This is a genomic window from Fibrobacter sp. UWB2, assembly GCF_002210425.1.
In the GTDB taxonomy this organism is placed as follows: Bacteria; Fibrobacterota; Fibrobacteria; order Fibrobacterales; family Fibrobacteraceae; genus Fibrobacter; species Fibrobacter elongatus.
In genome coordinates, this window is the sequence record NZ_MWQK01000006.1 from 159,512 (window position 1) to 174,396 (window position 14,885).

At 49.8% G+C, this 14,885-nt stretch carries 15 protein-coding genes; 11 read left to right on the forward strand and 4 right to left on the reverse strand.

Annotated features, from left to right (window positions below; translation table 11 throughout):
- Positions 1 to 5 precede the first annotated feature (5 nt).
- The 5 genes from B7982_RS12770 to B7982_RS12790 are packed head-to-tail and all read left to right on the forward strand — an operon-like array spanning position 6 to position 4,863.
- The gene (locus tag B7982_RS12770; protein ID WP_088661080.1) at positions 6 to 1,151 is read left to right on the forward strand and encodes a dTDP-glucose 4,6-dehydratase; all 1,146 of its coding nucleotides are present in this window, start codon (positions 6 to 8) and stop codon (positions 1,149 to 1,151) included.
- Positions 1,152 to 1,196: 45 nt separating this feature from the next.
- On the forward strand, positions 1,197 to 1,760 hold the full coding sequence (gene rfbC / locus B7982_RS12775) for a dTDP-4-dehydrorhamnose 3,5-epimerase (RefSeq protein ID WP_088661081.1): 564 nt from the start codon (positions 1,197 to 1,199) through the stop codon (positions 1,758 to 1,760).
- A gap of 33 nt (positions 1,761 to 1,793) precedes the next feature.
- Entirely contained in the window at positions 1,794 to 2,240 is a 447-nt protein-coding gene (locus tag B7982_RS12780; protein WP_088661082.1) for a low molecular weight protein-tyrosine-phosphatase, read from the forward strand.
- Between the two features lie 17 nt (positions 2,241 to 2,257).
- Positions 2,258 to 3,484, forward strand: a complete 1,227-nt coding sequence (locus B7982_RS12785) for a polysaccharide biosynthesis/export family protein (protein WP_088661083.1) — start codon at positions 2,258 to 2,260, stop codon at positions 3,482 to 3,484.
- On the forward strand, positions 3,484 to 4,863 hold the full coding sequence (locus tag B7982_RS12790; RefSeq protein ID WP_088661084.1) for a mannose-1-phosphate guanylyltransferase/mannose-6-phosphate isomerase: 1,380 nt from the start codon (positions 3,484 to 3,486) through the stop codon (positions 4,861 to 4,863). Before B7982_RS12785 ends, B7982_RS12790 begins: the two co-directional genes overlap by 1 nt.
- Before the next feature lie 44 nt (positions 4,864 to 4,907).
- Here the strand turns inward: B7982_RS12790 and B7982_RS12795 are convergent, their stop codons facing one another.
- From B7982_RS12795 to B7982_RS12805, 3 genes are all read right to left on the reverse strand, one after another.
- Complete coding sequence (locus B7982_RS12795; RefSeq protein ID WP_088661085.1) at positions 4,908 to 6,395, reverse strand: hypothetical protein; 1,488 nt, start codon at positions 6,393 to 6,395, stop codon at positions 4,908 to 4,910.
- A gap of 71 nt (positions 6,396 to 6,466) precedes the next feature.
- On the reverse strand, positions 6,467 to 7,573 hold the full coding sequence (locus B7982_RS12800) for a protein kinase (RefSeq protein WP_088661086.1): 1,107 nt from the start codon (positions 7,571 to 7,573) through the stop codon (positions 6,467 to 6,469).
- Positions 7,574 to 7,681: 108 nt separating this feature from the next.
- Positions 7,682 to 8,524, reverse strand: a complete 843-nt coding sequence (locus B7982_RS12805; RefSeq protein WP_088661087.1) for a TIGR00730 family Rossman fold protein — start codon at positions 8,522 to 8,524, stop codon at positions 7,682 to 7,684.
- 111 nt (positions 8,525 to 8,635) lie between these two features.
- Here B7982_RS12805 and B7982_RS12810 point away from each other — a divergent pair, with 111 nt between their 5' ends.
- On the forward strand, positions 8,636 to 8,848 hold the full coding sequence (locus B7982_RS12810; protein ID WP_139255944.1) for a hypothetical protein: 213 nt from the start codon (positions 8,636 to 8,638) through the stop codon (positions 8,846 to 8,848).
- Between the two features lie 86 nt (positions 8,849 to 8,934).
- On the opposite strand, the gene B7982_RS12815 is transcribed toward B7982_RS12810, so the two are convergent.
- On the reverse strand, positions 8,935 to 11,508 hold the full coding sequence (locus tag B7982_RS12815) for a TIGR03960 family B12-binding radical SAM protein (protein WP_088661088.1): 2,574 nt from the start codon (positions 11,506 to 11,508) through the stop codon (positions 8,935 to 8,937).
- Positions 11,509 to 11,607: 99 nt separating this feature from the next.
- On the opposite strand from B7982_RS12815, the gene B7982_RS15245 reads away from it, so the two are divergent.
- The 5 genes from B7982_RS15245 (at position 11,608) to B7982_RS12840 (ending at position 14,813) form a co-directional block, all read left to right on the forward strand.
- Entirely contained in the window at positions 11,608 to 11,793 is a 186-nt protein-coding gene (locus B7982_RS15245) for a DUF3791 domain-containing protein (protein ID WP_369833103.1), read from the forward strand.
- Between the two features lie 15 nt (positions 11,794 to 11,808).
- Positions 11,809 to 12,075, forward strand: a complete 267-nt coding sequence (locus tag B7982_RS12825; protein ID WP_088661090.1) for a DUF3990 domain-containing protein — start codon at positions 11,809 to 11,811, stop codon at positions 12,073 to 12,075.
- A complete protein-coding gene (locus tag B7982_RS12830) occupies positions 12,075 to 12,293 on the forward strand; it encodes a hypothetical protein (RefSeq protein ID WP_085491073.1) in 219 nt (72 codons plus the stop codon). The genes B7982_RS12825 and B7982_RS12830 overlap by 1 nt, the downstream gene beginning before the upstream one ends.
- Positions 12,294 to 12,424: 131 nt before the next feature.
- Positions 12,425 to 13,780, forward strand: a complete 1,356-nt coding sequence (locus B7982_RS12835; protein ID WP_088661091.1) for a GGDEF domain-containing protein — start codon at positions 12,425 to 12,427, stop codon at positions 13,778 to 13,780.
- A gap of 505 nt (positions 13,781 to 14,285) precedes the next feature.
- Positions 14,286 to 14,813 (forward strand): type IV pilin protein, encoded by a 528-nt coding sequence (locus B7982_RS12840; protein ID WP_088661092.1) that lies wholly within the window; start codon positions 14,286 to 14,288, stop codon positions 14,811 to 14,813.
- Positions 14,814 to 14,885: the final 72 nt, after the last annotated feature.

A 14,885-nucleotide genomic window follows, 5' to 3' on the forward strand; every position in this document is an offset into this window, starting at 1 on the left:
AAATTATGAATAACGCAAAAAGAACAATCGTAATCACGGGCGGCGCTGGCTTTATTGGTAGCCATGTTGTTCGCCTGTTTGTCAACAAGTATCCTGAATACAATATCATCAACCTCGACAAGCTCACGTATGCGGGCAACCTCGCAAACTTGAAGGATGTCGAGGGTAAGCCGAACTACAAGTTCGTGAAGATGGACATTTGCGACTTTGATGCTTTCTACAAGCTCATGCAAGATGAGCATGTCGACGGCATCATCCATCTCGCGGCGGAAAGCCATGTGGACCGTTCCATCAAGGACCCGTTCACATTCGCCCGCACGAACGTCATGGGTACTTTGAGCCTCCTCCAGGCGGCAAAGCTCTATTGGGAAAGCCTCCCGGAAAAGTACGAAGGCAAGCGTTTCTACCACATTTCGACCGACGAAGTTTACGGCGCCCTCAAGATGAACCACCCGGAAGGCATCACGCCTCCGTTCACGACTACGGCGTCCAGTTCGGAACACCATTTGGCCTACGGTGACGACTTCTTTTACGAAACGACGAAGTACACTCCGCACAGCCCGTATTCCGCATCGAAGGCTGGCTCCGACCACTTTGTGCGTGCGTTCCACGACACCTACGGCATGCCGACGATTGTCACGAACTGCTCCAACAACTACGGCCCGTACCAGTTCCCCGAAAAGCTTATCCCGCTTTTCATCAACAACATCCGCCACAAGAAACCGCTCCCGGTTTATGGCAAGGGTGAAAACGTCCGCGACTGGCTCTTTGTCGAAGACCACGCCCGTGCGATTGACGTGATTTTCCACAACGGAAAGATTGCCGAAACTTACAATATCGGCGGCTTCAACGAATGGAAGAACATCGACATCATCAAGGTCGTCATCAAGACCGTCGATAAGCTTCTCGGCCGCGCCGAAGGCGAAGACCTGAACCTCATCACGTATGTGACGGACCGCCTCGGTCACGATGCTCGCTACGCAATTGACTCCACCAAGCTCCAGAAGGAACTCGGCTGGGAACCGTCGTTGCAGTTCGAAGAAGGCATTGAAAAGACCGTGCGCTGGTACTTGGACAACCAGGAATGGCTCGACAATATCACGAGCGGCGACTACGAAAAGTATTACGAAAAAATGTACGGAAACAGATAGCCTACGTCATCCTGAGCGAAGCGAAGGATCTATAGGAGATTTATAATGGGAAAGTTTAACTTTATAGATACAGAAATCGAAGGCGTTAAGATTATTGAACCGACGGTGTTCGGTGATGCCCGCGGTTATTTTATGGAAACCTACAGCCGTCGCGACTTTGCCGAAGGCGGCATCGATGTAGACTTTGTTCAAGACAACGAGTCCCGCAGCAAAAAAGGCGTTCTTCGCGGTCTCCATTTCCAGAAGCAGAATCCGCAGGGCAAGCTCGTCCGCGTGATTGAAGGCGAAGTTTTTGACGTGGCAGTGGACCTCCGCAAGAACAGCAAGACTTTTGGCAAGTGGGTGGGCGTCACGCTCTCCGCCGAAAACAAGAAACAGTTCTACATTCCCGAAGGTTTTGCTCACGGCTTCGTGGTCCTTTCTGAAACGGCATCTTTTGTTTACAAGTGCACTCGTTTCTACGCACCGGGCGACGAAGGTGGCCTCATGTGGAACGATCCGGAAATTGGCATCAAGTGGCCGGTGGGCGACGGTTTTGAACCGCTCCTCTCCGAAAAGGATACCAAGAACCCGTGCCTCAAGGACCTTGGTTTCGCTTTTGACCTTTAGAATGTAAACTTATTTTTCTATTATTTACATATCATGAAGAATATTCTTGTCGTTTGTACTGGGAACATTTGCCGTAGCCCTACAGGGGAGTATCTTTTGAAAAAGGAACTCGGACCGGACTTCCATGTGATGAGCGCCGGTCTCGGTGCATTGGTGGATAACCCTGCCGATAAAATTGCCCAGAAAATTGCCTTGCAACATGACATTGACATGAGTGCTCATAGGGCTCGCCAGATCAATTTGGACATTCTTAAATGGGCTGACTTGATTTTAGTGATGGAAAACGGCCATAAAAGGGAACTTTTGCATAAGTATCCGTGGCTCGATGGTAAGGTGTTCCGCTATGGTGAATCCCACCAGGTCGATATCCCTGACCCGTACAAGAGGCCCGAAAATGCTTATGTGTTGGCCTGGAATTTTATTTCCAAGCTGACTCCGTATTGGGTAGAAAAGATTAGGCAAAGTGAAGCCGCAAAATAAATCTAAAAAGGAAACGTATGAATAAAATTGGTATTGCTCTTTGTGGAGTTGCCGGCGCTATCTTGAGCGGTTGCTTTGCAGCTCCGCAGATGCGAATGGATATCCCCACAGATTCCACGACCTACAATGGAATTACTTTCAAGTTGCATTCCATTGAAAAGGGCGACATGGGTGAACCTGTGGAAGTCGCTCCGAATCCGTCCGAAGGCAACCTGACTGATTTGATGGTCGATTCCCTTCCGGACTTGGAATACAGGATTGGACCTCTGGATATGGTGCAGGTGGTTGTCTGGGAACACCCGGAACTCACTTCCCCGATGGGCCAGTATCAGCCGGCAGGCCAGAAGGTGACGACCGATGGCAAGCTTTTCTACCCGTATGCGGGTGAACTTCAGGTTGCAGGTCTTACCGCCCAGGAACTCCGTAAAGAAATTACCAAGCGTCTTTCGGACAAGATTCTTAACGACCCGCAGGTGGATGTCCGTGTGACGGGTTACCACAGCCGTAAGGCTTTTGTTTCGGGTGCCGTGAATCGTCCGGGCTATGTGCATTTTGATGAAAACCCGATGACCATCCCCGACGTGATTGCCTACGTGGGTGGCTTCGATGAAAAGGCTGATCCTTCTTTCGTCCAGCTCCGCCGTGGCGATAAGGTCTATAACATTGATTACGTCCGTGCGTTCAAGGAAAACATTCCTATAGACCGCATCCTCGTTAAGCCGGGAGACCAGCTCTTTGTCCCGCTGAAAGAAGAAATGGAAAGGGATAGAAAGGTCTACGTCCTTGGTGAAGTGAACAGAACGGGCATTGTCCGTATGGATAACTACATCTCCTTGGCCGAAGCTCTCGCTGCAGCCGGTGGCGTCAACGCTATGAACGCTGCTCCGAGCGACATCTATGTTATTAGAAATACGTCTAAGGAAAAGATCGATATCTATCAGCTCGATGCCAAGAACGCCATGGCGCTTGCAATGGCCGACCGCTTTGAACTGAATCCGCGCGATATCGTCTACGTCGATGCTTCTGGCATTGCAACGTGGAACCGCCTTCTTAGCTTGATTACCCCGACCATGAGCGCTATTTATCTTGGTACGAATATCGTTCAGAACGTCCAGGAAATTAATAATACGGGTTGGAAGACTCCGTCCCAGAAGCGTGCTTCTTCGACATCTTCTACCACTTCAACTTCTACGAATACGGCGAACAGCGCTGCTAATAACGCCACAAATGCAACGGGTAACTAATGATTAACTTGATTTTGTGCGGTGGTAGCGGAACGCGCCTTTGGCCGATTAGCCGCTCTCTCATGCCGAAGCAGTTCGCTCGTCTTTTTGACGGTGCGTCCCTGTTCCAGCGTACGGTAAAGACAAATTCTCGCATTTGCAGTGCCCAATACATTGTAAGCAATGCTGATCAGTACTTCTTGGCCAAGGACCAGCTCGAAGAAGTGGGCGCCAATGATGTCCGCTTCCTTTTGGAACCGGTGGGTCGCAACACGGCTCCGGCAATCGCTCTCGCTTGCCTTGGCCTTGATCCGGAAGATGTCGTTCTCGTATCTCCGTCGGACCACGTGATCCGTAAGGCTGAAGCTTACGAAGAATGCTTGCGCAAGGCTGAAGAATTTGCAAAGAAAGGTTTCATGGTCACGTTCGGCATCACGCCGACCGGTCCGGAAACCGGTTACGGTTACATCGAAGCTAATGGCGAAGATGTCAAGCGCTTTGTCGAAAAGCCGGACCTGGAAACCGCCAAGAAGTATGTCGCTTCCGGAAGATTCTTCTGGAACAGCGGTATTTTCTGCTTCAAGGCTTCGACGTTCCTCGATGAACTTTCGACGTACTCTCCGGATATCTTGAACGCCGCAAAGATTGCTTTTGCAAACGCCAAGAAAGAAAACAAGGATGCTCTCGTCCGTGTCGATTACGAAGACATGATGAACATTCCTTCGAATTCGATTGACTACGCCGTGATGGAAAAGTCTGCCAAGGTAAAGGTCGTGCCGAGCGATATCGGTTGGTCTGACCTCGGTGCTTTCGATTCCCTCTATGGTGAATTCGACCACGACGAAAATGGCAATAACATAAACGCAAAGCACTTGGCTATTGGTTCCAAGAACTCTCTCGTGCTCGGTGGCCAGCGCCAGATTTGCACGATTGATTTGGACAATATGCTCATTGTCGATACGCCGGATGCTCTCTTGGTTGCTCCTCTTGCTAGCAGCCAGAAGGTCAAGAAGGTTGTCGACGAGCTCAAGGCTCGTGGCTCCGATTTGCCGAAGGTCCCGCAGACGGTCAACCGCCCGTGGGGGACGTACTCCGTGCTCGAATCTAGCGACCGCTACAAGATGAAGCGCATCGTGGTTCGCCCGGGCGAACGCCTCTCATTGCAGAAGCATTTGCACCGTTCGGAACACTGGGTCGTTGTAAGCGGTACTGCTACGGTGACCGTGGGCGACAAGGTGTTCTACGTGCGTCCGAATGAATCGACCTACATTCCGTCCGGAACGATTCACCGCTTGCAGAACGAAGGCAAGCTCCCGCTCGTGATTGTTGAGGTCCAGGTCGGCGAATACACCGGCGAAGACGACATCATCCGCGTGCAGGACGACTACAAGCGTTCTTAAATATGAGACAGGCGGGCTTTAGCCCGCCTTTTGTCGTTTATATCCTAATTAGAAACCTTGAATTGTTTCGGTGCGGCGTAAGCCATTTGCACAAGAATGTCCTTGCCGGTTTCCATGAGTTTTTTGGCTTGCTCGGCAAGCGTATCGCTGTCGTTTTCCTTGATGACCTTGCTCAAGTGCTCCATAGCCGCATTCACATCGGACTTTGTCTGGATGCGGAGCTCGCCAATGTCAAAGTGGGCACGGCGTATGATTGTTGCATCGGTTTCCTTGGCAAGACCCTTTTCGAGTAGCGTAATTGCCGCTTCCGGAATTTTCTTTTGCTTTGCCGCTGCACCCCATTCAATCCATTGCGTGCTCGGAATTTCAACATAGCTTGTTACGACTTTGTTCACGGTGTCCTTGACTTCCATGAACTTGACCGGTTCTTCTTGCAACAGCGATGTCAGCCCGTAACGCAGTAATCTAGCCGCGTTCTCGTTTTCTCCATTCTTTGCTGCCTGCAGCCCGTCTTCAATCATTTTGCGAGTGCGTTCGCCAGGGGTGACTGTTTCTTCGAACCTTTGTTCGACAACAACCTTTTGCTTAGCGCTTCCATCGGCGCGGTGTGGCATGTAATAACCGGCGAGCCCGCCTAGAGCAAAGAAAATCGGCGATTCTACCGCAACCGCATTGAAAATTCCCGGATTCAAAAACCAGTCAATCGCCATGCTCCCGGCAAGCGCGAATTGCGAAATCTTGCTCACGTAAGACGGGATGGCGTCTTTCTCCTTGTCAAACGTATTGGCACCAAACAAGAAGCAGAGCATCAGGCTTACGCCCATGTACTGCTCCGTCGCAAATTGCCAAAAGAACGATGTGTCCACGAGCAAGTCCACAAAGAACCCGCTGATAATTGCAATGACAACGGCGTACACATAAACGAAGAATGCGTGCCAGCGCTTTTCGAGTTGCATAAGTGCGAACATGAAAAATACAACGAAGAAAATATAGGACCAGAGGCTCGGCAAGAGCAGGCTGCAAGTGAGCCAACTCTCGGTGTTGCCACGGCTGGGCTGGTATGCCCAACGGTAACGGATGAACTTATCCGTATATTTGTAAATCCATTTTTTGAGCTCCGCCTCGTACTGCTTGTCGGTGGGGTAGCTGCCGTGCTCCGCGGCATACTGTTCCTTTCCGCCCTGGTTTTCCCACCATTCGAGGAATTCTCCCTTCATTTCCTCGATGCGGTCTTCAATGACTGGTGTCGGATTTTCGACCTGGTAGCGCTCCCTGTAAAGTTCGAATTCCTGTTTTTTGATGGTGTCGTTAGGCGTGAGGCCCACGTTTCGGAATTCCTGGGCGCGTTCCTCTTCCCACCACTTGTCGAAGGATTCGTGAATGTCCTTCTCTTGACGGATTTTTTGTATCGTCGGATTGAAGGTCGTCTGGAAGTTGAAAACCCCGAGGAGCGCAAGCGCTAAAAGCGTCACGTAATGGTGGAATTTGAAAAACCGGAACGGTTTTAGAATTATGCTCAATATTTTCTTCATACTAATGAATATAAACAAATCATTAGTAATATGTAATTGGGCTAGGGGGTTAAATGTAGGCTAAAGACGTGCTAAAAGGAGCGCTTTCCGTATTCGTTCAGCTGGTTCCACAGAAAATCGGTATTTACGTCCCGGAATCCCTGGGCGTTTACCTCTTCGCGGAGCTTGTGGGCGAGGGCAAAAAGGTTCGGGCTCTTTTGCATGCGCTCGTTCACATCGAATGTGGTGAGGGCGTCAATCCATTCGTGAATTTCCGGGAACCGGTCGTCGTTGAACACGTTTTCGCGGCCGCTCTCGATGTATTCCATGTAACGCTTGGTAATCAGGCGACCCTCTTCGGTGTAGATTTCCTTCGCCTTGGGGTAGAGCTTTACGCCGGTCAGGTATTCGTGCATCACGGCGCCGAAACTAAAGTAGTCCACTGCGTATGTGATGTTTTCGCTAGACTGGGCGAGTTCCGGTGCGCTGTAGCTAGGCGAAAAGACTCCGCCGCCTTCGGTAACGGATTCGCGCATCTTGGCCTGTGCGTAACCAAAGTCGCAAATCAAAATCTTGTGGTTGTTCTTATGCGCCGGATTCTGGCAAAGGAGCAAGTTCTTGGGCTTGATGTCCTTATGCACAATTTGGTAGTAATGGAGCTGGCTGATAGTGTTTGCAAGGTAGGCTATTTGTGCCACGCGCTGCAAAAGTTCTTCGTCAGTGAGCTTGGGCTTGATGACTCTGTCGAGTGCACAACCCTTGATGAACTCCAGCTTGAGGTAGGGGTGGCGGCCAGCGATGCCTCCGCCAAAAGACTGTACCACGCCTTCGATGTTTGTGGCACGGACGAGGTTGTTGATGCGGATTTCGTCTTGGAATGCGCTCAGGAGCATGTTCAAACGGTGCAGGCGGTTCTTGCCTGGGGGTGCCCAGTACTTGCATATCTTCACGACGATTTCTTTTTCGTCGTAGTGCTTTTCGTCGCGCGGGTGTTTAATCCAGAGCTTTGCGCGGTATAGCTGGTTTGTGCCTACGAGCGAAAGCGGCTCGATAAGCTCGATGCGTTCTGCATTGCCGTTGTGCTTAAAGTCAGGATTGTGGTCGAACCACCGCTGGTATTCTTCCATGGTGTAGTTCGGACGGAGCGCCAAATTGCGCGCAACCCTGTCCATCATTTCTGCCAGATTGTTCCAGAACATGGCAAAAATTTAACAAAATGCAAAGGAATGTGCAAAAAAGATGCCCGCTCAGCGGCGGGCATGACAGTGTCGCAATGTCACCCCGGCCTTTGTATCGGGGTTGGTATTCTATTTCTTTTTCTCTTGGTCTTCGGCGTGGGATCGTGCGAACGTGACCGATTCTTCGCTCTGTTCTTCGAGCCTGGAGGTGATGAAGTCGTAAGCCTCGTCGACCGTGTCGCAGAACTTGAAGAGCTTGAGGTCTTCCGGGTTGATCATACCTGTTTCGGCAAAGAATTCCCAGTTCAGGGCCTTCTTCCAGAAGTTCGAATCGAAAATCACGACCGGCATCTGCTGCGCGTACTTATCGGTCTGGATAAGCGTGAGCATTTCGAAGGCTTCGTCGAGCGTGCCGAATCCGCCTGGGAAAATCACGAGCGCACGAGCCATGCGCAAGAACCAGTACTTACGGACAAAGAAATAACGGAACTGCAAGTTCAGTTCGTCATCGATGTACGGGTTGCAGTGTTGTTCGAAAGGCAGCTTGATGTTCAAGCCGACAGAAGGCGTACCCACGTCAGATGCACCGCGGTTGCCGGCTTCCATAATGCCCGGACCACCGCCCGTCATGATGGCGTAGCCGTGGTGGCGTTTGTTGATCCACTTGCCGAGCTTGGCAGCGAGTTCACGAGCGGCATTGTAAGAATCAGCGACTTTGGAGAGTCGGTCAAGCCTTGCTAGTTCCTTTTTATCCTTGCATCCCTTGCGGCGTTTTTTGATTTCGTCGGGCGGGAGTGTACGTGCTGAACCAAAGAACACGATAGAATTCTTGATCTCTTCTTGTGCAAAAACTTGTGCAGGCTGGAAAAATTCAGAAAGGAATCGAATGGGGCGTGCGGCATCGCTTTCCATGAATTCGGCGTTGTGGTATGCCATCTGCCCTGGAATCGTGCGTACTTTTTTCGGTGCCATAATAAACCTCTTTTTCGTTATATATGGAATAATATACGTTAAAAAGGCTTTGTGGGCGAAAAAATAACGTTTTTATCTTCTTACTTGGACTAACATTTATATATTAGTGGTATGCTAGTAAAAATGTGGACAGATAATTTTGTCATTACGGGCGAAATCGACACGTTGCGTGACGAACGCCTCACGGACTATATCCGTGAAAACAAGGACTTTATTGCGGTGACGCAGGTGCGCGTTTGCGACAGGAATGAGAAGGACCTGTTCCGTACGCACTTCCTCAACGTCAGTACCAATCACATTGAAATAATCCTGCCTGCTGAGTAGGACTTGTCATGCCCGCCTCCGAGCGGGCACCTCCTTTTCATAGACAAGAGGGGGATTCCCGATCAAGTCGGGAATGACAGTGTTGATTACCACTCAATTGCAATCTTCGCGACGAGGAAGCGGCGGGAGACTTCATCGAGCTTGGCCGGGTCAATCTCAATGCCAAGCAGCCCTGCAAAAATGACAAACGGACTAGGGGTTGTCCCCTGGTTGTTGCACTTGACGCGCACGACCATCGTGCCGTTCTGAATATCAATACCCAAAATCTGCTCGTTCAAGTCCATCTGCTGACCGCGGTGGTTCGTGACAATAGGCAATTGCTTTTGTTCGAACTTTTGCATAAGGTCGGCGGGGATGCTTTCGGGCGTGTGGCGGTAGACCATCGCTTTCGGGAAATGCTTCGAGAGCTTTTCCTTCAAAGGCTCGATGTCCACGATTTCCATACCGCGCGGAAACGGAGCGCTGAGCTTTGCGATAATGGCGGGTTTGCCTTCGGCGGAGAGGTCGAGCTTTTGCAATAAATCAACGCTGATGACTTCGCAGTAAGTTTCAAGTCCAAGCGGCAAGGCCCCCATGTTCACAATGCGGGGCTTCGGGCTGAATCCCTCGCTGAACTTGATCGGGATGCCTGCGCAAATGAACGTGCGTTCGAAGAAACTGAGCATGTTGTGGTGCGGCAGGAATCGGCTGATGCCGGACTTCTTGAACGTAATCTTGTAGCTGTAGCTCACCTTCTGGCTCGGACGGCGTTCTGCCACGAGCTTCTTGATTTCTTCAGGGGTACGGCTCGGCGCCTTGTGGCGCACAGGGTCGTCGGCGAGGACAATTTCTTTGCCGAATCCCGGGATGCCGCAAGCTTGGCAATCACCCCATTTGCAGTTTGGCACAGGTGCGGAATTTGGATCGAAAGCCTTTTCCCATTCGCGGCGCAAGTATTGCTTTGTCGTGCCCGCGTGAATAAAGTCCCACGGGAAGACTTCGTCCTTATCGCGTTCGCGGTAGACCCAGTTTGTGTCGTAGCCGCATTCTTCCCAAACTTGGAGCCACTTGTCAAAGTCAAAACGGTAGCTGTCGCTTTCGAAGATAATGCCCTTCTTGTAGGCGGCGTAAATGACTGGACCGAGGCTGCGGTCGCCACGGCTGTAGACTGCTTCCAAGAAACTTGTTTCCCAGGCCGCCCAGTTGATTTTCACGTTCGGGTGCTTGAAAAATTTTTCGCGCACGTAGCGGATGTGTCCGAGAGCTGTTTCTTTGTCCATAAACGGAGCCCATTGCAGGCCCGTAAACGACTTCGGGATGAGAATGCCGATGCTCACTGCAATTTGAATGCCGCGGTTGTACTTGCGTCCGATTTTCACGAGATTGAAGATGAGTTCGCAGAACGCCTGCATGTCATCGAGGTTCTCGGTCGGGAAGCCAATCATCGTGTAAAGCTTAATCTTGTTGAACCCGCTAGAAAATGCGTGTTCAGCGGCGTCGTACATGTCCTGGTCGCTGATGGTCTTGTTGATCATCTTGCGGATGCGCTCGGAACCTGTTTCCGGTGCGAACGTGGCACTGCGACCGCCTTTGAGCGCTGCTACTTTTTCAGCGAGACTTTGTCCAAAACTGTTGACGCGGATACTCGGGAGGCTTACGTCTACGTTATCGTAAAACGGGTCGTCAATAATGGAGTCCGTGAGCGCTTCGACCGGTTTGTAGTCAGCGGTAGAAAGCGACAAAAGACCAAGTTCGCGTTCGCCAGTTGCTTGAATGCCCGCTTTTGCAATGTCCAAAACATCGTCCGGATTGAGCTCGCGGCACGGTCTGTACCAAATGCCTGCCTGGCAGAACCTACAACCCTGCGCGCAACCACGCATCACTTCCACGCTAAAGCGGTTGTGAACAAGTTGCATGTTTGCAATCAAGTTCTTGATGGGGTAGTCTTTCGGGTCGAGTTTTGGGATAAACTGACGGCGTACACCGTTTGTCTTTTCGTAAGAGCCTTTTGCAGGTTCCGCTGGCACAATCACGCCGTATTCGTTCTTGACAACTTTCATCAAGCTCGGAACGTAAACGCCATCGAGTTTAGACAAATTTTCTAGAATCTGGGCGCGCTTGAGACCTGCCTTGCGGCCTTCTCCCACACAACGTACAAAATCAACAACAAGTTTTTCGCCATCGCCAATCATGAACGCGTCAAAGAAATCCGCGACTGGCTCGGGGTTCCCCATCGAGGGTCCACCCGAAACGACAATCGGGTCGCTTTCGGCACGGTCTTTTTGCCATGCCGGAATCCCTGCAAGTTCAAGCACGTACGGCACGTTTGTAAAGTTGAGTTCAGTCTGGAGCGTAAGCCCCACGACTTCGTAATCCTTGACCGCCGTATAGCTTGCGTGCGTATAAAGCGGAATATCGTACTTCTTCATCTCGGCGGCCATGTCGTCCCACGGCGCAAAAGCCACTTCGCAAAGCAAATCCGGTTCGCGGTTCAGCACATGGTACAAAATTCTGAGCCCGTTGTTGCTCATGCCGATTTCGTAAGTGTCCGGGAACACAAACGCCATGCGTGCAAGCATTTTGCTGTGGTCTTTGATGACGCTGTTCGCTTCGCCGCCCATGTAACGAGCGGGGGATTCTACTGCGGGGAGTGCAAGTGCGATTTTCTCAAGGATTGTCATGTTGGTAAATATAGAATAGAATGGGGAAGGGTTGTCTTTTTACGAGTGATAATCTATATTCAGGATATGGCTGACAAATACAAAATCCCATATGTGAATATGTGCATCCGGCTTTTTGCGAAGCGTTTTCGATTGTCGCTTCAGACTGCAGCAAGTTATTTATGTGATTTCAAAGGCGTTCGTTTTCTCGATGAATGCTATTCTTCGGAACACCTTCTTCCTGTAGAAGATGCATTGAATGACTTGGTTGTTGTTTGCAAAAATAATGGGGGCACAATTGGATGATTTCAATCAAATCAATTGAGATTATTACGATTTGAAAAAGTGTGTGTTGAATGGGCTGAATTTATTTATAAAAATAGAAGTAGTTCTGCTAAGTTTACTCATAACTATGATATTGTTGTAGGTCCGATTGCTGATGATGGAGTCGCTTATTTGCTGAATATGTATGAAGACGGCCTACGTACGTTAGAAGAGTTGGCTAAGGAACTTGAGTATAAAGACTTGAATAGTCAATATTGCTTTTTAACAGAAAAGGCTGTTTCTCTTTTGCGGAGGGTTAAGTAATGACTGCGGCTCAAAGCGAATCATTGGTTTCGAGGATTGTTGAAAAAAATGTTCAATCTTTGATGAATGAGTTTTCTTTGGATATGGAAACTGCTTTCAATTTTGTTTATAAGTCAAAGATTTTTGATTCTTTAAATGATCCTAGTACGGGATTGCGGGCTCGAAGTGCTGATTACATCTATGAATTCGTTCGCGAAGAGTTTTTGCAAAAGGGCTAAGTTTTATATCGCACATTAATAGTTCCATCCTTTTTGTATCAATGAGTATCGTAGAGGAACTTCGCTTTTAAGGGGCTGTTTTAAAAATTCTTTACAGCCATGCCCTGTAATATTTTAATATTATTTATGGTATGAATATCGTTAAATATATCTTTTGGTTGGTCGCCTTTTTGATGGGCGTTATTGCTGCATATGTCGTCCCCGAAGAGACTATGTCCGTCGGGGCCAAGTTCATATTTGTCGGAGCTTGGGGCGCAGTGCTCGGCTTCGTTTTTTATACCGTCTGCAGCAGGCAGATTGAAGCCATCGAAAACGATTTTAACGAGGTGCTGAACAAGCCGCAGCCCAAGGACACACAGTTCGTGTCGGTCCGCCTCCAAGAAGAAAAGAAGAACCCGCTCCCGCCGGGTGCAATCCCCGCCGCCGAAGCCCTCAAACAGCAGCCCGTGCCCGCCTCCATCAAGAAGCTCGATGCCGCCGCCCTCAAGGTCGGGTTCCCGCTCGAAGCCTGGAACGGCTTTAAGCTCGGAATTCTGCGCAACCGTCCGTTCACCGAAGTCATCGACGCCATGCAAAAGCTCTTGCCGGAACTTTTCCCCGAAGCTTCTGGCGTACTTTATATGTACGGTGGCGTGCAGACCGAACTCTCTCAGATTTTCCGCTTTGGTCCGAACGTCATCAGTGACGAAACCGTGCTCCCAGCCGAATGCGCAAGCTTCAATACCGGCGACATCGTCGTGACTGACTATAGCTCTCCTGAAGTCTCTAGCGGTTGTACGCACTTGCACCACCGCCCGAAGGGCATTGCCATTTGCGCCCCGATCGAAGGCCTCGAAGAACACTTCGGCATTCTGACACTCCAGGTCGATAAGCTCCCGGAAACCGAAACCAAGGAATACTGGCAGGCCAAGGTGAGCATTGTCGCTACCGCGTTTGGACTTTACGTGGCGAACCAGGACCTCAGCATGCGCTTTGAACAGCACAGCATCCGTGACGTGCTGACCGGTCTTTTTAACAAACGTTATATGGAAGAATCGCTCAGCCGCGAAATCACTGCTGCCGTGCGCCACAAGTCGCCCATTGGCATCGTGATGCTTTACCCAGACGCCATCCCTGCAGTGCAGAACGCTCAAGGCCGCCACGCTGTGGAACAGCTCTTCTGGGAACTTGGACAGCGCTTGCCGAGCTACATCCGTGGCGAAGATATCCCGTGCCGCTATTCCGATGACGTGTTCTGCGTGATTATGCCGGGCGCTGACCTCCAGATTACCAGGAACCGTGCCGAACGCATCCGCAACGAAATCTCGCAGCTCCAGATTGCCTACGGCGAAGGAATCCTCGCAACCACGCTCAGCATGGGCGTTGCCGTGATGCCGACCCACGCAAACGATGCCGGTTCGCTCATCTACACCGCAGAAGCCTCCCTCCAGATGGCTATGCAGGCCGGTGGCAACCGCGTCGTCGTCGCAAACTCCATCGTGAAGTAATAACGTTTATTACTTCATGGCGTAATCGTCATTCTGACACCGACTATTACGTCATCCTGAGCGCAGCGAAGGATCTAGTAAAGTCTTGAAAGCCTCCTTCGGGAGGCCTTTTTTATATGTATAGCCGTGCTAAAATGGAAGTGGACTTCCTGTTTTGCATGAAAAAGTCTTTAAAAGTAAAGATTCTTAAACAAATGGGCCTAAAAACCATGTGACAACCATCACATTTCTTGGACTTATATTCCAAATTGGAATATAAAAAACAGATGAAAATCTCTTTTTCGTAAAAAATTATCTATATATAGTTCATCGGAAAGTTTGGTTAATATTTGCGAATTTTTGCGAAAAACGGCACTTTTTGAATCAAACAAACTAAGCCATGACAAAAACGTGACAAAAGTTTGACAAAAGTATTGCTTTTCGGAAAAAAAGTGGATATATTACTGAATGTAAACGAGCAATAACGCTCAAAAAGAATGTGTAACTAAAAACAAGGAGATACACTATGAAGAAGCAAGGTTTTACCCTTATTGAATTGATGGTCGTGATCGTTATCATGGGCATCCTCGCCGCCGTCGCAGTTCCGAAACTGTTCGGTATGATTGCTAAGTCCAAGGCCTCTGAAGTCGGTCCGGCAGCCGGAACCTACGTGAAGTTGCAGGATGCTTATGCCGCAGAATCCAACCAGCTTGGTACATGGGCTCTTATCGGCTATACAGCTCCGGGTACAAAGAACTCGGATGGAACATTCGAATCCACCGTGTATAAGTATTCTGGAGCAATGACTGGTGCAGTCGCTCTTAAAGAAACGGGTGCAACCGCACAGGCAAAAGCATGGTTAGCCGTTGCTCAAGTCGCCTTGAACGATTGTAAAAAAGACTCGGAATGGAGAATTGCTGTTACCGGTGCAACAACTGGCGTGACTTATGAAAACACTTATTCTGATCAGCCCAACTGCGAAGCTTTGACTCCGAACTTCAAGAACATCGGTACCAAGGCTTCTACCTCCACCACAACCGGTGGCAATGGCTAATTCGTAATTCCATTACAATTAAAGCTTAAAAAGAGAACTCCAACCGGGGTTCTCTTTTTTTGTAGACAACGA